The following is a 21,328-nucleotide window of genomic DNA, read 5'->3' on the forward strand; positions in this document are numbered from 1 at the left end:
AATGCGTGAGTTTGAGACCGAAACGAATCGGGTGACCGGGTTCGCGGAACGGCTGACCGAACTGCCATCCGCCGACCGCGCGGCATTCCTGGCGGACGTCGTCCACGACGCCACGCGAGCCGCGCTGCGGGCGGCGCTACCGGACGTCAAGGCGGTGCTGGACCCGGAGAAGGCGTTCTCCGACCTCGGGTTCGACTCCCTGGCGGCGGTGGAGCTGCACGCGCGGCTCACCGACGCCACCGGTCTCGACCTGCCGGTCACCCTGGCCTTCGACCACCCGACCCCGGTCGCCGTCGCGGAGTTCCTGCACACCGCGGTGTTCGGCGCCGAGACCGTCCACAGCGGACCGGTCGCGACCGGCGCGGTGGACGAGCCGGTGGCCATCGTCGGCATCGGCTGCCGCTACCCCGGCGGCGCCGCCTCGCCGGAGGAGCTGTGGCGGCTCGTGGCCGAGGAGGTGCACACCATCACCGGCTTCCCGACCGACCGCGGCTGGGACCTCGACGGCCTCTACGACCCGGACCCGGACCGCCCCGGCAGCAGCTACGTCACCTCCGGCGGCTTCCTGCCCGACGCAGGGGAGTTCGACGCCGACTTCTTCGGCATCGCCCCGCGCGAGGCGTCCGCGATGGACCCGCAGCAGCGACTGGTGCTGGAGACGGCCTGGGAGGCCCTGGAGCACGCCAAGATCGACCCGACCACGTTGCGCGGCACGCCGACGGGCGTGTTCATCGGCGCCGAGGCCCAGGAGTACGGCCCGCGCCTGCACGAGGCCCCGGACGGCCTCGACGGCTACCTGCTCACCGGCAACGCCCCCAGCGTCGTCTCCGGCCGCGTGTCCTACGCGCTCGGCCTCGAAGGCCCGACGCTGACCGTCGACACCGCGTGCTCCGGCTCGCTCGTCGCGCTCCACCTCGCGGTCCAGGCCCTGCGCCGCGGCGAGACCCCGCTCGCGCTCGCGGGAGGCGTCGCCGTGATGGGCTCCCCCGGCACCTTCACCGCGTTCAGCCGCCAGCGCGGACTCGCGCAGGACGGCCGCTGCAAGGCCTTCGCCGCCGCCGCCGACGGCACCGGGTTCGCCGAGGGAGTCGGTGTCCTGGTGCTGGAACGGCTTTCCGACGCCGTCGCGAACGGGCACACCGTGCTCGCCGTCGTGCGCGGCACGGCCATCAACTCCGACGGCGCCTCCAACGGCCTCACCGCCCCCAACGGCCCGTCGCAGCAGCGCGTGATCCACCGGGCGCTCGCCGACGCCCGCCTCCGACCGTCCGATGTGGACGTCGTGGAGGCGCACGGCACCGGAACCCGGCTGGGCGACCCCATCGAGGCGCAGGCACTGCTCGCCACCTACGGCCAGGACCGCGGGACGCCGCTGCTGCTCGGCTCGATCAAGTCCAACATCGGCCACACCCAGGCCGCGGCCGGGGTGGCGGGCGTGATCAAGATGGTCGAGGCGATCCGCCGCGGCCACGTGCCGAAGACCCTGCACGTCGACGCGCCGACACCGAACGTCGACTGGACCGCGGGCGCCGTCGAGCTGGTGACCGAGGCCCGCGAATGGCCCGCGGTCGAACGCCCGCGCCGGGCCGCTGTCTCGTCGTTCGGCGTCAGCGGCACCAACGCCCACGTCATCATCGAGCAGGCGCCCGCCGTCGCGGACGACGACACCGCCACCGAGCCGATCCCGGTCGTGCCGCTCGTCGTCTCGGCCCGCAGCGGAGAAGCGCTGCGCGCGCAGGCCACCAAGCTGCTGTCCACAGTGGAGAGCGGGGACCTCACCGAGGTCGGCTTCTCGCTGGCGGGCACGCGCGCCGCGCACGACCACCGCGCCGTGGTCGTCGCCGACAGCACCGATGCCGCCCTCCGCGGCCTGCGCGCGCTCGCGGCGGGGGAGCACGACGCCGCCGTGGTCACCGGCACCCGCACGCCGGGCAAGCTCGCGATGCTGTTCACCGGCCAGGGCTCGCAGCGACTCGCCATGGGCAGGGAGCTCTACCTGGCCCACCCCGTGTTCGCCGAGGTCTTCGACGAGGCCGTCGACCACCTCGACGTGCAGATGGAGCGCCCGCTGCGCGACGTCATCTTCGGCGACGACGCCGAGGAGCTGAACAGCACCGAGTACGCGCAGTGCGCGCTGTTCGCGATCGAGGTCGCGCTCGCGCGGCTGCTCGAGTCCTGGGGCGTCAAGCCGGACGTCCTGCTCGGCCACTCGATCGGCGAGCTCGCCGCCGCGCACATCGCGGGCGTCTGGACGCTGCCCGACGCCTGCATGATCGTCGCCGCGCGCGGCCGCCTGATGCAGGCGCTGCCCGAAGGCGGTGCGATGGTCGCCATCGCCGCGACCGAGAGCGAAGTACTGCCGCTGCTCAACGACGCCGTGAGCCTCGCCGCCGTCAACGGCCCGGCCTCGGTGGTGATCTCCGGTGAGCGCGACGCGGTCGAGGCCGTCGTCTCGGTGTTCCGGATGCAGGACCGCAAGACGAGCGAGCTGCGGGTGTCCCACGCGTTCCACTCGCAGCTGATGGAGCCGATGCTCGCCGACTTCCGGGAGGTGCTGGAGGTCGTCGAGTTCTCGGCGCCGACGATCCCGGTCGTCTCCAACGTCACCGGCCGCCTCGCGACTCCCGAGGAGCTGTCCTCGCCCGGCTACTGGCTCTGGCACGTGCGGCAACCGGTCCGGTTCGCCGACGGCGTCGCGGCACTCGCCGCGGCCGGGGTCACCACCGCGATCGAGGTCGGGCCGGACGCCGTCCTCTCGGCCATGGCCGCCACCGGTCCGCACGCCGCGGACATCGCCTTCACCGCCGCCCAGCGCCGCGGCCACCCGGAGGTCCCGGCGCTCGCCGTCGCGCTCGGACGGCTGCACACCAGGGGCGTCCGGGTCGACTGGACCGCGTTCTTCGGCCCGTCACGCGTGGTCGACCTGCCCACGTACGCGTTCCAGCGCAAGCACTTCTGGCTCATCGCGCAGTCGGGCCACGGCGACGCGGCCGACCTCGGCCAGCTCGCCTCCGGCCACCCGCTGCTGGCCGCCGAGATCGGCATGGCCGACCACGACGGCCTGGTCCTGACCGGCCGGATCGGCCTGCGGACCCACCCGTGGCTCGCCGACCACACCATCGCGGGCACGGCTCTGCTGCCCGGCACCGCGTTCGTCGAGATGGCCCTGCACGCCGCCGAGCAGTCGGGCTGCGACGTCGTCGCCGAGCTGACCCTTCAGGCGCCGCTGCCCGTGCCGGAGAGCGGCGGGGTCGCGGTGCAGGCCGTGGTCGGCCCGACCGTGGACGGCCGCCGCGCCATCGAGTTCTACTCGCGCTCCGAGCAGGACGTCACCTGGACCCGCCACGCCGTCGGCGTGCTGGCCGAATCCCCGGCCGAGGAGCCCGCCCCGATCACCGAGTGGCCGCCGTCCGGCGCCGAGGTGGTCGCCACGAGCGAGCTGTACGAAGAGCTGGCGGCACAGGGTTACGGCTACGGGCCGCTGTTCCGCGGCCTGCGCACGGCGTGGAAGCGCGACGACGTCGTGTTCGCGGAGGTCGCGCTGCCCGCCGCGGAGCGCGACCTCGCGTTCGGCATCCACCCCGCGCTGCTCGACGCCGTGCTGCACGCCACCGACTTCGCGCCGGGCGAGGCGCGGGAAGCCGACGAGATCCGCCTGCCGTTCGCGTGGACCGGGGTGCGGCTGCACGCCTCCGGGGCCACCGAGGTGCGGGTGCGGATCACCTCGCCCGCCACCGGCGGCGTCTCGATCGAGGTCACCGACGCGGCGGGGACGCCGGTGCTGTCGGTGGAGTCGTTCCGCTCCCGCCCGGTCCGCGTCGCCGACCTCGGCTCGCGGCCGCAGGACCTGCTGCACACCGTCGAGTGGACGCCGGTGGCGGCCTCCGACGCGCGGTACTCGGTGGCCGAGGTCGACTCGCTCACCGAGCTGGACGAGGTTCCGGAGGTGGTCGTCGTGCGGGTTCCGGGCGGTGCCCACCGCCTGGACCGCTCCCGGATCCCCGCCGCTTCCAAGCGGACGGCGCACCGCGTCCTCTCCCTCCTCCAGGAGTGGCTCCGTGACGAGCGGTACGCGTCGGCCAGGCTCGTGGTGCAGACCCGCGGCGCGCTCGCGGACTCCGCGGTGCGCGGACTGGTGCGCTCGGCGCAGGCCGAGCACCCCGGCCGGATCGTGCTCGTCGAGGGTGAGTCCTCGACGACTTCACTGGCCACCGCGCTCGCGTCCGACGAGCCGGAACTCCGGATCGACGGCGACCGGGTGCGGGCGGCGCGGCTCGTCCGCCTGCTCGCCGACGCCGACGGGCCGGCGTGGCGCCCGGACGGCACCGTGCTGATCACCGGCGGCACCGGCGGTCTCGGCGCGAAGGTCGCGCGCCACCTGGTCACGACCCACGGCGTCCGGCACCTCCTGCTGCTCAGCCGCCGCGGGATGGACACGCCGGGCGCGGCCTACCTGGTCGCGGAGCTGACCGACCTCGGCGCGACCGTGCGCGTCCTGTCCTGCGACGTCACGAAGAAGCGATCGCTCGCCGCCGCGCTGAGGAAGATCCCGGCCGAGCACCCGCTGTCCGCCGTCGTCCACACCGCGGGTGTGCTCGACGACGCGCTGATCGGGTCGCTCACCGAGGCCCGGCTCGACGACGTCCTCGCGCCGAAGCTCGACGCGGCCTGGGCGCTGCACGAGCTGACCGCTGACGCCGACCTGGCGGCGTTCGTCCTGTTCGCCTCCGCGGCGGGCCTGGTCGACGGTGTGGGCCAAGCGAACTACGCGGCGGGCAACACCTTCCTCGACGCGCTGGCCGAGCACCGCCATGACCTCGGTCTGCCCGCGACGTCGCTGGCCTGGGGCCTGTGGTCGCCGGACGACGGCGAAGCGCTCGGCATGGGCGCCACCCTCTCCAAAGCGGACCTCAACCGGATCGCCCGGCTGGGCCTGGTCCCGCTGACCGTCGCCGAGAGCCTCGCCGCGATGGACGCCGCGCTCGCCACCGGTGAGCCCGCCATCGTGCCGACCCGCGTCGACCGCGTCGCGCTGAGGGCACGGGAGGACATCCCGGCGCTGCTGCGCGGACTGGCCCCGGCGAGCCGCAGGCGCGTCGCCACCGCGATCTCCGGGGAGCTCACGCCGGAGCGGCAGTTCGCCGAGCGGTTCGCCCCGCTGTCCGAGGCCGACCGCGACCGCGCGGTGCTCGACCTGGTGCGGACCCACGTCGCGGCCGTGCTCGGCCACGACAGCGCGGGCGCGATCAGCCCGTCCCGCCCGTTCGGCGAGATCGGCTTCGACTCGCTGGCCGCGGTGGAGCTGCGCAACGTGCTCGACTCCGTCACCGGCATGCGGCTGCCCGCCACGCTGGTGTTCGACCACCCGACCCCGCGAGCGCTGGCCGAGCACATCGTCACGCGCCTCGCGGGCCTGGCACCGGCCAAGCCGATCGCGCCGGTGAGCGTGATCGACCCGGAGGAGCCGATCGCGATCGTCGGCATCGCCTGCCGCTACCCCGGTGGGGTGCAGACGCCGGAAGACCTGTGGCGGCTCGTCGCGGAGGGTGGGGAGGCGCTCACGCCGTTCCCGACCGATCGCGGCTGGAACGTCGACGCGCTCTACGACCCCGAGCCCGGCAAGCCCGGCCACAGCTACGTCAAGCACGGCGCGTTCCTGCACGACGCCGCCGAGTTCGACGCCGAGTTCTTCGAGATCAGCCCGCGGGAAGCGACGGCGATGGACCCCCAGCAGCGGCTGCTGCTGGAGGTGTCCTGGGAGGCGTTCGAGCGGGCCGGGATCGACCCGGTCTCCTTGCGCGGCAGCGCGACCGGCGTGTTCGCCGGGGTCATGTACCACGACTGGGGCACCCGCCTCGGCACGGTTCCCGACGACATCGCGGGCTACCTCGGCAACGGCAGCCTCGCCAGCGTCGTCTCCGGCCGCGTGTCCTACGCGCTCGGCCTGGAGGGCCCGACGGTCACCATCGACACGGCGTGCTCCTCGTCGCTGGTCGCCCTGCACTGGGCGGTGCAGGCGCTGCGCCGGGGCGAGTGCACGCTCGCGCTGGCCGGTGGCGTCACGGTGATGTCCACCTCGGACACCTTCGTCGACTTCAGCCGCCAGCGCGGGCTCTCCGCCGACGGCCGCTGCCGCTCGTTCGCCGACGCGGCCGACGGCACGGGCTGGGGCGAGGGCGCGGGAATGCTGCTCGTCGAGCGGCTCTCGGACGCCCGCCGCAACGGCCACCCGGTGCTCGCGCTGCTGCGCGGTTCCGCGGTCAACCACGACGGCGCGTCGAACGGCCTCACCGCCCCGAACGGCCCCTCCCAGCAGCGGGTGATCGCGAAGGCGCTGGCCGACGCGGGTCTCACGGCCTCCGAGGTCGACGCCGTGGAGGGCCACGGCACCGGCACCCGGCTGGGCGACCCGATCGAGGCGCAGGCCCTGCTCGCCACCTACGGCCAGGACCGCGCCGGGGACCAGCCGCTGTGGCTGGGCTCGATCAAGTCCAACATCGGCCACACCCAGGCGGCCGCGGGTGTCGCGGGCATCATCAAGATGGTCATGGCGCTGCGGAACGAGCAGCTGCCGCGGACCCTGCACGTCGACCAGCCGTCCACCGTCGTCGACTGGGAGACCGGCGCGGTGCGGCTGCTCACCGAGTCGCGCGACTGGTCGGAGAACGGCCGTCCGCGCCGGGCCGCGATCTCGTCATTCGGCATCAGCGGCACCAACGCCCACGTGATCATCGAGCAGGCCCCGGTCGACGCCGAGGTCGAGCGGCCCGACGAGCCGAACCGGGGCGCTGTCGTCCCGGTGGCGCTCTCCGGCCGCACCCCGGCCGCGGTGCGCGCCCAGGCCGCCCGGCTCCGGGCGTACGTCGCCGACCACGAGGACGTCACCGTCACCGAGCTGGCGCGCTCCCTGGTCTCGACCAGGTCGGCGCTGGAGCACCGCGCGGTCGTCGTCGCCGGGACCGTCGCCGAACTGGCCGACGGCCTGGACGCGCTGGCCACCGGCGAGACCGGCGCCGACGTCGTCACGGGCAGCGCGGGCGAGGGCAAGCTGGCGTTCCTGTTCTCCGGCCAGGGCGCGCAGCGGGTCGGCATGGGACAGGCGCTGCACGGGGCCTTCCCCGCGTTCGCGACGGCCTTCGACGCCGCCTGCGCCGCGATCGACCCGCACCTGGACGTGCCGCTGCGCGACGTCGTGTTCGGCACGACCGCGCTGGCCGACCGCGGCCTGCTCGACCAGACGCGCTACACCCAGACCGGGCTGTTCGCCGTGGAGGTGGCGCTCTTCCGCCTCGCCGAGTCGTGGGGGATCGTCCCCGACGCGCTGGCGGGCCACTCGATCGGCGAACTGGCCGCCGCGCACGTCGCCGGGGTGCTGTCGCTCGACGACGCCGCCGCCCTCGTGGCGGCGCGCGGCAGGCTGATGGGCTCGCTGAGCGACCCGCCGGGCGCGATGGTCTCGCTCGCCACCACCGAGGAGGCCGCGCGGGAACTGCTGCGCGGGCACGAGGACGAGGCGAGCGTCGCCGCCGTCAACGGACCCGCCTCCGTCGTCGTCTCGGGTGTCGCCGAGGTCGTCGCGCGCGTCGAGCGCGAAGCGGTGGCCGGTGGCGTGCGGACGCGACGGCTGCGGGTGAGCCACGCGTTCCACTCGCCGCTGATGACCCCGATGCTCGACGACTTCCGCGAAGTCGCCGCGGGCCTGACCTACTCCGCGCCGCGGATCCCGATCGTCTCCACCGTCACCGGCCGGGTGGCGACCGACGAGGAGCTGTGCTCGCCGGAGTACTGGGTGACCCACGTCCGCGAGGCGGTGCGCTTCGGCGACGCGCTGACGGCACTGGCGTCGTCCGGGGTGCGGACGTTCCTCGAGCTGGGGCCGGACAGCGTGCTGACGGCGCTCGGCCCGCAGAGCGTGCTGGAACCCGACGCCGCTTTCGTGCCGTTCGGCCGCCGTGACCGGGACGAGGTCCGCACGGCGCTGGCCGCGGTCGGTCGACTCCACGTCGTCGGCGCGGCGAAGCTGGGCCGCCTGCTCGGCGACGGCCCGATCCGGCTCGACCTGCCGACCTACGCCTTCCAGCACAAGCGCTTCTGGCTCGACGCGACGCCGTCCGGCGACGTGACGGCGGTCGGGCAGCAGCCCCTTCCCCACCCGATGCTGGGCGCGGTCGTGTCGCTGTCCGGTTCGGACACCACGGTGCTCACCGGCAGGCTTTCCGCCGGATCGGTGCCGTGGCTGGCCGACCACGTCGTGAAGGGCGCGATCCTGGTGCCCGGCACCGGGTTCGTCGAACTCGCCATCACCGCGGGCGACCAGGTGGGTCACCCGACGGTGGAGGAGCTGACGATCGAGGCTCCGCTCATCCTCCCGCCGGACGGCGCGGTCGCGTTGCAGGTGGTGGTCGGCCCGGCCGACGGCTACCAGCGCCCGGTCACCGTGTTCTCCCGGCCCATCGGGGGCGCGGTCGACGGCGAGTGGACCCGGCACGCCCTCGGCACGCTGTCGGCGGCGCCGCGCCGCGAGCCCACCGGGCTCGTGGAGTGGCCGCCGTCCGGCGCGATCCCCATCGTGGTCGAGGGCGCCTACGAGCTGCTCAACGACCGCGGTTACGGCTACGGCCCCAGCTTCCAGGGGCTCAAGGCCGCCTGGCGGCGGGGCAACGAGGTGTTCGCCGAGGTCGCGCTGCCCGAACCGGCGGCGTCGACGGCGGGCTCGTACGGGCTGCACCCGGCGTTGCTCGACATCGCGATGCACGCCGACCTCCTCGGCGACCCGGACGGCGCGACCCTGCTGCCGTTCGTCTGGAACGGTGTGGCGCTGCACGCCGTCGGCGCCTCGGTGCTGCGGGTGCGCATCGAGCGGCTGAACGGTGACGAGGTGTCGGCGATCGAGGTCGCCGACGGCGAAGGACGTCCGGTCGCGACCATCGACTCGCTGGTCTCGCGTCCGGTGCGCCGCGAACTCTCCGCGTCGCCCGCCGAGGTGGACGGCTCCCTGCTGAAGATCGCGTGGCAGCCGGTCTCCGTGCCGCGGGCCGACGACGACGTGGTCGCGGTCGGCCTCGATTCGGGCGGCGGGGTCGCCCCCTACGCCGGGTTCGCCGACCTCGTCGGCGCGATGGACCGCGGCGAGCCGGTGCCGGGGCTGGTCGCGCTGACCGTGCCCGGCGCCGCGGGTGACGTCCCGACCGCGGCCAGGGCGAACACCTCCTGGCTGCTCGCCGAGATCCAGGCGTGGCTGGCCGAGCCCCGGTTCGCGACCACGAAGCTGGCGGTCGTGACGCGGGACGCCACCCCCGCCGGGAAGTCCACCGTGGACGTCACCCAGGGCCTGCTGTGGGGCCTGACCCGCGGTGCCCAGGCCGAGCACCCCGGCCGGGTGTTCCTCATCGACGCCGACGCGGGCACGACGACCGGGACCCTGGCGGCCGTCGTCGCCTCCGGCGAGCCGGAAGCGGCGGTCCGCGAGGGCGCGGTCCTGGTGCCCCGGTACGTCAAGGCGGAGTCCGGCGACACCTCGCCGTGGCACGCCGGTGGCACGGTGCTGATCACCGGCGGCACCGGCGGGCTCGGTAGCCTGCTGGCCCGCTACCTGGTCGCCGAGCACGGCGTGACGGACCTGGTGCTGACCAGCCGCCGCGGGCTCGACGCGCCGGACGCGCGTCAGCTGGCCGAAGACCTGGCCGACCTGGGCGCGAACGTGACCGTCGCCGCGTGCGACGTCGCCGACCGCGCCGCGGTGGCCGAGCTGGTCGGCACGATCCGGAACCTGACCGCGGTGGTCCACGCGGCGGGCACGGCGGACAGCGGGGTCTTCGCCTCCCTGACCGCCGAGCAGGTCGACAAGGTGCTGCGGGCCAAGGTGGACGCCGCCTGGCACCTGCACGAGCTGACCACCGACCTGGCGGCGTTCGTGATGTTCTCCTCGGCGGGCGGCCAGGTCCTGACCGCCGGTCAGGCGAACTACGCCGCCGCCAACGCCTTCCTCGACGGCCTCGCCGAGCACCGCAGGGCCGCGGGCCTCGCGGCGACGGCGCTGGCCTGGGGCCTGTGGGCGGAGAACACCGGACTCGGCGGGGACCTGGTCGAAGCCGACCTGGCCCGGATGGCCCGGCTCGGTCTGCCCGCGGTCTCCGTCGAACAGGGGCTGGCCCTGTTCGACGCCGCGGTGACCGCCGAGGAGGCCGTGATCGCCCCGCTGCGGGTGGACGTCGCGGCGCTGCGGGCCCGTACCGACGAGCTCCCGGCGCTGTTGCGCGGGTTCGTCCCGGCGAAGGCGCGCCGGGTCGCCAAGGCCGCGAAGGCGGTCGACAACGCACTGGCCGCGGAACTGGCCGGAGCGGCCGACAACGAGCGCGACCGCGTGCTGCTGGACATCGTCCGCACCCAGGTGGCCATCGTGCTCGGCTACGCCGACAAGTCCGAGGTGGACGGCACCCGCGCGTTCAAGGAACTCGGCTTCGACTCGCTGGCCGCGGTCGAGCTGCGCAACCTGCTCGGCGCCGCGACCGGGCTGACGCTGCCCGCGACGCTGATCTTCGACCACCCGACGGCCAAGGCGGTGGCCGACTTCGTCAAGGGCAAGTTGCTCGGCGCCGTCGCGAAGGTCCCCGCCACCACGACCCGGACCGGCGCCTCGATGCAGGAGCCGATCGCCATCGTCGGCATGGCCTGCCGCTACCCCGGTGGCGTCCGGTCGCCGGAGGACCTGTGGCGGCTGCTGGTCGACGAGGTCGACGCGGTGTCGGAGTTCCCGGCCAACCGCGGCTGGGACGTCGAGGGCATCTACGACCCGGAGCGCGGCAAGCGGGGCAAGACCTACGCCCGCGAAGGCGGCTTCCTGCACGACGGCATCGAGTTCGACCCGGCGTTCTTCGGCATCGGCCCGCGCGAGGCGCTGGCCATGGACCCGCAGCAGCGGCTCCTGCTGGAGGCCGCGTGGGAGGCCATCGAGCGGGCGGGCATCGACCCGACCGCGCTGCGCGGCAGCATGACCGGCGTCTTCACCGGCGCGATGTACGACGACTACGGCAGCCGCGTCCCCGGCGCGCCCGCCGACGTCGCCGCCTACCTCCCCAACGGCAGCTCGGGCGCGGTCGTCTCCGGCCGCATCTCCTACCTGCTGGGGTTGGAGGGCCCGAGCATGACGGTCGACACCGCGTGCTCGTCCTCGCTGGTGACGCTGCACCTCGCGGTGCAGGCGCTGCGGGCGGGGGAGTGCGGGCTGGCGCTCGCGGGCGGTGTCACGCTGCTCTCGCAGCCGGACCTGTTCGTCGACTCCAGCCGCCAGGGCGTGCTCTCGCCCAGCGGCCGGTCGAAGTCCTTCTCCGCCGCGTCCGACGGCGTCGGCTGGGCGGAGGGCGCGGGCCTGCTCCTGCTGGAGCGCCTGTCCGACGCGCAGCGCAACGGGCACGAGGTGCTCGCGGTGGTCCGCTCCAGCGCCGTCAACCAGGACGGCGCGTCGAACGGGCTCACCGCGCCGAACGGGCCGTCGCAGGAGCGCGTGATCCACGCGGCACTCGCGGCGGGCGGGCTCAAGCCGTCCGACGTGGACGCCGTCGAGGCGCACGGCTCGGGCACGAAGCTGGGTGACCCGATCGAGGCGCAGGCGCTGCTGGCCACCTACGGCCAGGACCGCGAGCGGCCGCTGTACCTGGGCTCGGTGAAGTCCAACATCGGTCACGCGCAGGCGTCCGGCGGTGCGGCGGGCGTCATCAAGATCGTGCAGGCGCTGCGGCACAACATGCTGCCGAAGACGCTGCACGTCGACGCGCCGTCCCCGGTCGTCGACTGGACCACGGGCGACATCGAGCTGCTGACCGAGGCCCGGCCGTGGCTGCCGAACGGCCGTCCGCGCCGTGCGGGTGTCTCGTCCTTCGGCATCAGCGGCACCAACGCGCACATCATCATCGAGGAGGCCCCACCGTCCACTGCGGAACCGGCACGCCGGACCGCTCCGCCGTTGCCGGTGATCCCGCTGGCGATCGCCGGGACGACGGCCGCGGCGCTCGCCGACCAGGCGGGCAGGCTGGCGGAGCAGCTGCGGGCGAACCCGGAGCTCGACCTCGTCGACGTCGGCTACTCGCTGGCCACCGGCCGGGCCGCGCTCGACCACCGCTCGGTGGTCCTGGCGACCGGCCGCGACGCCGCGCTGAAGGCTCTCGACGGCCTCGCCACCGGCGGAACCCCGGCGGGCACGGTGACCGGCACGACCAGCGCGGCCGACCTGACCGCGTTCCTGTTCACCGGGCAGGGCGCCCAGCAGCCGGGCATGGGCCGCGCGCTCTACGAGGCCTTCCCGGTCTTCGCGGGCGCCTTCGACGAGGCCTGCGGGCTGTTCGACACCGAAGTCCCGCTCAAGCAGGTCATCTGGGCGGAGAAGGGCTCCGCGGACGGCGAGCTGCTGAACCGGACCGCCTACACGCAGTGCGCCCTGTTCGCGATCGAGGTCGCGCTCTACCGCCTGGTGGAGTCGTGGGGCACCACGCCGGACTACGTCGCCGGGCACTCGATCGGCGAGCTGGCCGCGGCGCACGTCGCCGGGGTGTTCTCGCTGGCCGACGCCTGCGCGCTGGTCGCCGCCCGCGGCCGCCTCATGCAGGCACTCCCCGCGGGAGGGGCGATGGCCGCCATCGCGGCCACCGAGGACGAGGTGCGCGCGGTGCTGCCGCCCGACGTGGACGTCGCCGCGGTCAACGGCCCGCGCTCGGTGGTCATCTCCGGTCCTGAGGCCGCCGTGCTGGCGGCGGTGGCGGTCTTCGAAGGGAAGGGCAGGCGGACGAAGCAGCTGGTCGTCTCGCACGCCTTCCACTCCGCGCTGGTGGAGCCGATGCTGGCCGAGTTCGCCGCGGTGGCGGAGAAGCTGGTGTACCGGGCTCCGGGCATCCCGGTCGTCTCCAACGTGACCGGCCGGATCGCCACGGCCGAGCAGCTGTGCTCGCCGCGGTACTGGGTGGACCACGTCCGGGAGGCCGTCCGCTTCGCCGACGGCGTCGGCACACTGCTCTCGGCCGGGGTGACCCGGTTCGTCGAGCTGGGCCCGGACGCGGTGCTGACCGGCATGGTCCGCGAGTGCGACACCTCGGCCGCCGACCGCCCCGACCGCGTCGTGGGCGTTCCCGCGATGCGCCGGGGCCGGGACGAGGTGCCGACCCTGTTCACCGCGGTGGCCACGCTGTACTCGCGGGGCGCGAAGCCCGACTGGCGCGCCCTGTTCGCCGGTCGTGGAGCGGCCAGGGTGGACCTGCCGACCTACGCCTTCCAGAACAAGGACTACTGGCTCGACGCCACGAAGCCCGCGGGCGACGTCGGCTCGCTCGGCGCCAAGTCCGCCGCGCACCCGCTGCTGGGCGCGCTGGTGGACCTGCCCGACGGCGGCGCGGTGCTCACCGGGCGGCTCGCGGTGGACCGGCAGACCTGGCTGGCCGACCACGTGGTGATGGGCCGGACCATGCTGCCGGGCACCGCGTACGTCGAACTGGCCCTGCACGCGGGCGACCAGGTCGGCTGCGACGTGCTCGAGGAGCTCACCCAGCAGGCCCCGCTGCTGTTGCCGGAGGAGGGCGGCGTCGACATCCGCGTGGTCGTCGGCGTTCCCGACGCGAGTGGTCGCCGTGAGCTGTCGGTGCACTCCCGCACCGACGACGGCTGGACCCGGCACGCGGCCGGAACACTGGCCACCGGGGCTCGGCCCGAGGAGTTCGACCTCTCGGTCTGGCCGCCCGCGGGCGCCGAAGCCGTCGACCTCGGCGGGCTGTACGACGACCTGTCCGGGCTCGGCTTCGGCTACGGCCCGACGTTCCGGAACCTGCGCGCGGTGTGGCTGCGCGACGGCGAGGTGTTCGCCGAGGTGGCGCTGCCCGAGGGCACCGCGACGAGCGGGTTCGGGCTCCACCCCGGCCTCCTCGACTCGGCGCTGGGCGCCACGGACTTTCTGGTCCCCGGCGGTCCGAAGGCGCTCGAGGAGACCACGATCCCGTTCGCCTGGAACCAGGTCTCGCTGCACGCCTCCGGCGCGACGACGCTGCGGGTGCGGGTCCGCGGGAGCGGCGGCGGTTCGTCGCTCGCGCTGGCGGACGCCACGGGTGCCCCGGTCGCCTGGATCGAGTCGCTGGTCACGCGGCCGGTCTCCGAGGGCCAACTGGGCGCGAAGGTGCCCGACTCGCTCTACCGGGTCGACTGGCAGCCCGCGACCGGCGTCCGACTCGTCAAGGACCTCGCGAACTGGGCGGTGCTCGGCTCCGACGACCTCGGCCTCGGCGTCCCGGTCTCGGCGGAACTCACGGCCGCCGACGTCCTCGTTCTGCCGATCAGCTCGGGCGAGGGCGACGTGCCCGCACGGGTGCACGCGACGGTGCAGGGAACGCTGGTGCTGATGCAGAACTGGCTGGAACGGTTCTCCGACGGCAAGCTCCTGGTGGTCACCCGCAACGCGGTGTCCACCCCGGAGGGGCCGGACCTCGCACAGGCCCCGGTCTGGGGCCTGGTGAGGGCAGCGCAGGCCGAGAACCCCGGCCGGGTGCAGGTGGTCGACATCGACGACTCGGCCGAGTCGGTGCGGGCGCTGCCCGCGCTGGTGGCGTCCGGTGAGCCGGAGGCGATCGTCCGCGACGGCGAGGTCCGCGTGCCGCGGCTGGCGAAGGTGACCTCCGCGGGCGACCCGGTCGAGTGGGACCCGGACGGCACGGTGCTGATCACCGGCGGCGCCGGTCTGCTCGGTGGCTTGCTGGCCCGGCACCTCGTGGCACGGGGCGCGCGCAACCTGGTGTTGACCAGCCGCAAGGGCTTGGACGCGCCGGGAGCGAAGGAACTGGCCGACGAGCTGGCCGAACGGGGAGCCGCGGTGACCGTCGCGACCTGCGACGTGACCGACCGGGACGACCTGGCCGGGCTGATCGGTTCGATCGGCGATCTCACCGCCGTGGTGCACGCCGCCGGGCAGATGGACAGCGCCGTGCTGAGCGCGCTCACGCCGGCGCAGGTCGAGAACGTCCTGCGCCCCAAGGTGGACGCGGCCTGGCACCTGCACGAGCTGACCGCGGATCGCGACCTGGCCGCGTTCGTCCTGTACTCCTCGGCGGGCGGCATGCTGCTCGCCGCCGGGCAGGCGAACTACGCCGCGGGCAACGTGTTCCTCGACGCGCTGGCGGAACACCGCGTGGCGAACGGGCTTCCGGCGGTCTCGCTGGCCTGGGGCCCGTGGAAGGGCACCGGTGGCGAGGTCGACCAGGCCCACATCGCCCGGTCCGGCGTCTCGGAACTGCCGGTGGCCGACGGGCTCGCGCTCTTCGACGCGGCGCTCGCGGTCGGGGAACCCGTTCTGGTGCCGGTGAAACTGGCCGGGCTGCGCGACGCCGACCGCGTCGCACCGCTCCTGCGGGGCCTGGTCACGGCCGCGCCACGTCGGGTCGCCGCGACGGGCGGGCCGGTGGCCGCACCGGAGGCGGGGCTCGCCGACCGGCTGCTCGGGATGTCCGCGGACGAACGCGAGTCCACGTTGGTGGCGCTGGTGTGCGGGCACGCGGCGGCCGTCCTCGGCTACGACGACGCTTCGGCGGTCGGCGTCGAGAAGGGCTTCACCGACCTGGGCATCGACTCGCTGGCCGCGCTCGAACTGCGCAACAAGCTCGGTGCCGTGAGCGGGCTGCGCCTGCCCGCGACGCTGATCTTCGACTACCCGAGCCCGCTCCCGCTGGCCCGGCACCTGCTCGCCGAGCTGCTGCCCGACGTCGGCGAGCCCACCGGGGAAGTGGCCGAGGCCAACGGAACCGACGAGGTCGCGGCCATCGCCGCGATGGACCTGGCCGACCTGGTCCGATCCGCGATGACCGGCACCCAGACCGACGAACGAGGTGAATCCCAGTGAACCAGGCGCCGTCCACCGACCAGATCGTCGCCGCGCTGCGTCAGTCCATGATGGACAACGAGCGGCTCAAGGCGGACAACCACAAGCTCACCGCGGCGATGAACGAGCCGATCGCGATCATCGGCATGGGCTGCCGCTACCCCGGTGGCGTCAGCAGTCCCGAGCAGTTGTGGGAGCTGGTGGCGGGCGGGGTGGACGCGATCGGGGAGTTCCCCGAGGACCGCGGCTGGGACACCGGGGCGATCTTCGACCCGGCGGGCCGCCCCGGCACGACCTACTCGAACGAGGGCGGCTTCCTCCACGGGGCCCCCGACTTCGAACCGGAGTTCTTCGGGATCTCGCCCCGCGAGGCGGTCACGCTCGACCCGCAGCAGCGCGTGCTGCTGGAGACGGCCTGGGAGGCCGTGGAACGCGCCGGGATCGTGCCCTCGACGTTGCGGGGCAGCAAGACCGGCGTGTTCGCGGGGGTCATGTACCACGACTACGGCACCGGCAGCAGCGACGGCAGCCTGGTCTCCGGCCGGGTCTCCTACACCCTCGGGCTCGAAGGCCCGTCGGTGTCGATCGACACCGCCTGCTCGTCGTCGCTGGTCGCCCTGCACTGGGCGGCCCAGTCGCTGCGGCGCGGCGAGTGCTCGCTGGCGCTCGCCGGCGGGGTGACCGTGATGGTGACGCCGGACATGTTCGTGTACTTCAGCGAGCAGCACGGACTCTCCTCCGACGGGCGCTGCAAGGCGTTCGGCGGCGACGCCGACGGTGTCGGCTGTTCCGAGGGCGCCGGGATGGTGCTGCTGGAACGGCTTTCGGACGCCCGGCGCAACGGGCACCACGTCCTGGCGGTGCTGCGCGGCAGCGCGGTGAACTCCGACGGCGCCTCCAGCGGCATCACGGTGCCGAACGGTCCCGCGCAGCAGCGGGTCATCCGCGCGGCGCTCGACGACGCGGGGCTCTCGCTGTCCGATGTGGACCTGGTCGAGGCGCACGGCACCGGCACGAAGCTGGGCGACCCGATCGAGGCGCAGGCGCTCATCGCCACCTACGGCAAGGTCGCCACGCCGGACCGGCCGCTGCACATCGGCTCGTTCAAGTCGAACGTCGGCCACACCCAGGCCGCGGCCGGGGTCGGCGGGGTGATCAAGGTGGTGGAGGCGCTGCGCCGCGGTGTCCTGCCCCGGACGCTGCACGCCGAGTCGCCGTCGCCCCACGTCGAATGGCCGGACACGGTGTCCCTGCTCAGCGGGGAACGGCCGTGGCCCGAGACCGGGAGGCCGCGGCGGGCCGGGGTGTCGTCGTTCGGCATCAGCGGGACCAACGCGCACGTGATCGTCGAGCAGGGCGACCCGGTTCGCGAGTCCGCGCCGGACTCCGGCCCGGTCACCTGGCTCCTGTCGGCCCACAGCCCGGAGGCGTTGCGAGCGCAGGCCGCCGGTCTCGCCTCGTTCGTGGTCGACCAGTCCGCTGTGGACATCGGGTTCTCGCTCGCGACGACCAGGACGCTCGCCGAGCACCGCGCGGGTGTCGTGGCGGCCGACCGCGAAGGCGCGGTGCGGGCGCTCGGCGCCTACGCCGCGGGCCGGGACGCGCCGGGTGTGGTCGACGGTGTCGCGGCGCCCGGACGGACGGCGTTCCTGTTCACCGGCCAGGGTTCGCAACGGCCGGGGATGGGGCTGGAACTCGCCGCGGCGTTCCCCGCGTTCGCTTCGGCGCTCGACGAGGTGGCCGCCGAACTCGACCGGCACCTGGACGTGCCGCTGCGCTCACTGCTCGCCGACGCCGACGGGCTGGACCGGACCGGGGGCGCGCAACCGGCGTTGTTCGCCGTCGAGGTAGCGGTGTTCCGGCTGTTGGAGACCTGGGGCGTGCGGCCCGACCACGTGCTGGGCCACTCGATCGGTGAGCTGGCCGCCGCGCACGTCGCCGGGGTGCTCTCGCTCCAGGACGCCTGCACGCTGGTGGCCGCGCGGGCAAGGCTGATGCAGGCGCTGCCGCCCGGCGGTGCGATGGTCGCCGTGGCGGCGACCGAGGAAGAGGTCGTGCCGTTGCTGACCGACGGCGTGTCGATCGCGGCCGTCAACGGCCCGGCGTCCGTGGTGCTGTCCGGCACCGCGGACGCGGTGCTCGCCGTGGCCTCGAAGTTCGGGAAGACGTCCCGGCTGCGGGTCTCGCACGCGTTCCACTCGGCGCTGATGGCGCCGATGCTGGCGGACTTCGCCGCTGTGGCGAGGAATCTGACCTACTCCGCGCCGACGATCCCGATCGTGTCGACGGTGTCGGCGGACGCGGACCCGGCCACGCCGGAGTACTGGGTGGGGCAGGTGGCCGAGTCCGTCCGGTTCGCCGACGGGATCCGGACCCTGCTCGACTCGGGGGTCACGACGTTCGTCGAGGTCGGGCCGAGCGCGGTGCTGACCGCGATGGGCCAGGGCTGCCTCGGCGCGGAGGACCGGGCGACGTTCATCCCGGTGCTGCGCAAGGACCGGCCCGAGGGCGAGTCGGCGGCCTTCGCGGTGGCCTCGCTGTTCGTCACCGGGTCCACAGTGGACCACAAGGCGTTCCAGGCCGGTGGCGGGCCGGTCGAGTTGCCGACCTACCCGTTCCAGCGCAAGCGCTACTGGCTGGAGAACCCCACGGGTACCCGCGTCCGCGGGGTCGCCGAGGTGGGGCAGCGCGACCTGGAGCACCCGCTGCTGGGCGCCGTCGTCGTCGCGGCCGACTCCGGCGGGGTGGTGCTGACCGGGCGGCTTTCGCTGCGGACGCAGCCGTGGCTCGCGGACCACGTCGTCCAGGGCTCGGCGCTGTTCCCCGGCACGGCGTTCGTCGAGTTGGCGATCCGCGCGGGCGACGAGACCGGCTGCGGACGGCTCGACGAGCTGACCCTGGCCGCACCGCTGATCCTGCCCGATCAGGGCTCCGTGCGACTGCAGGTCGTCGTCGGACCCGAGAACGGTGGACAGCGCTCCCTGGCGATCTACTCGCAGGACGAGGACGCGCAGGCCGAGGACGCGTCGGACTGGGTGCGGCACGGCAGCGGCTGGCTGTCCGCCGCGCCGGTCGCGTCGGCCGCGCCGGTGGCCGCGTCCGAGTGGCCGCCCGAGGGAGCGGTCGAGATCGTCGTGGCCTCCCGCTACGACCAGCTCGCCGCGCAGGGCTTCGACTACGGGCCGGTGTTCACCGGGCTGCGCCGCGTGTGGCAGGTGGGCGACCGGCTGGCCGCCGAAGTGGCGCTGCCCGAGCACGCGAACGCCTCGGCGTTCGGCCTGCACCCGGCGCTGCTCGACGCCGCCCTGCACACGATCGGCCTCGCCGGGCCGACCGCGGACGAGCCGGTGCTGCCGTTCGCGTGGTCGGGGGTGTCGCTGCACGCCGCCGGGGCGTCGAACCTGCGGGTGCTGATCTCCTCGGACGTCGCGAACACCGTTTCGCTGAGCGCGACGGACACCGCCGGTGTGCCGGTGCTCAGCGTGGAATCGCTTTCGCTGAGGCCGATCGCGGACGACGCGTTCGGCTCCACGCGGTCGGCGGTGGACGACTCGCTCTTCCGCGTCGAATGGCTGCCGTGGACCGGCGACGCCGTGCCCGGCGTCTCGTCCGCGGTGCTCGGTCCGGCCGCCTTCGGGTTGCCGGGCGACTCCTACCCGGACCTCCCGGCGCTGGTTTCCGCGGGCGTGGTCCCGGATGTGGTGTTCGCACCGTTCACCGCGCCGTCGACGGCGTCGCCGCAAGCCGCGCGGGAGGCGACCCACCGGTTGCTGGCACTGGCGCAGGACTGGGTGGCGGAGGAGGCATTGACCTCGTCGCGGTTGGTCGTCGTCGCCTCCGGGGCCATCGCGACGCGGCCCGAGGAGGGCGTCGACGACCTGACGCACGCCGCGCTGTGGGGCGTGATCCGGACGGCGCAACTGGAGTACCCGGACCGGTTCATGGTCGTCGACGTCGCGGGCGCCGACGGCGGCGGACTGCCGCTGGACGCGGTGCTCGGGGCGATGTACGCCGACGAGCCGGGTGTCGCCGTGCGGGACGGCGCGGTGCTGGTGCACCGGCTGGCGAAGTTCGTGCCCGTTCCGGGTTCGGCGGACCTGGACCCCGCCGGAACCGTGCTGGTCACCGGCGGCACCGGAGTGCTGGGACAGCTGATCGCGCGGCACCTGGTGACCGACCACGGCGTCCGGCACCTGCTGCTCACGAGCCGTCGCGGCATCGCGGCCCCCGGGGCCGCCGAACTCGTGGAATCCCTTACCTCGCTGGGCGCCACCGTCTCGCTGGAGGCCTGCGATCTGGCGGACCGGGACGCGGCGGCCGCGCTGCTGGCCGGAATCCCGGCCGAGCACCCGCTGACGGCCGTCGTGCACACGGCGGGCGTCGTCGACGACGGCGTGCTGCTCGCGCTGACACCGGAGCGGATGGACGCGGTGCTGCGGCCGAAGGTGGACGCGGCGTGGAACCTGCACTCGCTGACGGCGTCGCTGGACCTCGCCGCGTTCGTCCTGTACTCCTCCGCGGGAGGCACCCTCGGCGCGGCGGGGCAGGCGAACTACTCGGCGGCGAACGTCTTCCTCGACGCGCTGGCGCACCACCGGGCGTCGCTCGGGCAGCACGCGGTGTCGCTGGCGTGGGGCCTGTGGTCCGACGGCGGGATGTCGGGCGAACTCGCCGACACCGACCTGATCCGGATGGCGCGTTCCGGGGTGTTCGGCCTGTCCTTCGCCGACGGGCTGGAGCTGTTCGACGCCACGTTCGGCACCGCGCAGCCGTCGCTGGTGCCGGTGCGGCTGGACATGTCCGGACTGCGGACCGACGCGCACGGCGTCCCGGCGATGCTGCGGGGCCTGGTGCGCGGTACCACCCGGCGTCGCGCCGAGGCCGTCGACGACTCGTGGTCGCGGATCGTCGCCCTGTCCGCCGCGGAACGCGACCGCGCCCTGCTCGACATGGTGTGCGGCGCGGCGGCGGTGGTGCTCGGGCACGAGCGGCGTGACGCGATCGACCCGCGGAAGGGCTTCATCGAGCTCGGCTTGGACTCGCTGACGGCGATCGAGCTGCGGAACCGGCTGGAGTCGCTGACCGGGCGGCGGTTGCCCGCGACGCTGATCTTCGACCACCCGTCCGCGGCCGGGTTGGCGGCGTTCCTCGGTGCCGACCTGGCCGATCCGCCGTCCGCGGTGGACGTCCAGCTGACCGGCCTGGAAGCCGAGTTGCGCTCGTTGGACGACGCTTCGCGGTCGGTGGTCGTCGACAGGCTGAAGGCACTGGTGGCCTCGTTCTCCCCGGCCGACCGGGAAGTCGAGGACGCGGGCGCGGACGAGCTGTTCGCCCTGCTGGACGCGGAACTGGAGTCGCAGGGCTGAGCTTCCCGGCTTCCTCCCCCAGGGCCGGGACGGGGACCGCTTCCGCCGACGGCGTCGGAAGCGGTCCCTTTTCGTTTCGTCCGATCGCCGCGGGCGGGTGGACCTGGAACGGGCACGA

Annotated in this window: 2 protein-coding genes; both read left to right on the top strand. The window is 74.3% G+C overall.

What is annotated here, in order from left to right; all coding sequences use genetic code 11:
- Position 1: 1 nt before the first annotated feature.
- Positions 2-15,865: an SDR family NAD(P)-dependent oxidoreductase gene (locus RM788_RS45790; protein WP_315927065.1), complete on the top strand. Its 15,864-nt coding sequence runs from the start codon at positions 2-4 to the stop codon at positions 15,863-15,865.
- Positions 15,862-21,210 (top strand): SDR family NAD(P)-dependent oxidoreductase, encoded by a 5,349-nt coding sequence (locus RM788_RS45795; RefSeq protein WP_315927067.1) that lies wholly within the window; start codon positions 15,862-15,864, stop codon positions 21,208-21,210. The genes RM788_RS45790 and RM788_RS45795 overlap by 4 nt, the downstream gene beginning before the upstream one ends.
- Positions 21,211-21,328: the final 118 nt, after the last annotated feature.

The sequence above is a fragment of the Umezawaea sp. Da 62-37 genome (genome assembly GCF_032460545.1).
GTDB lineage: Bacteria > Actinomycetota > Actinomycetes > Mycobacteriales > Pseudonocardiaceae > Umezawaea.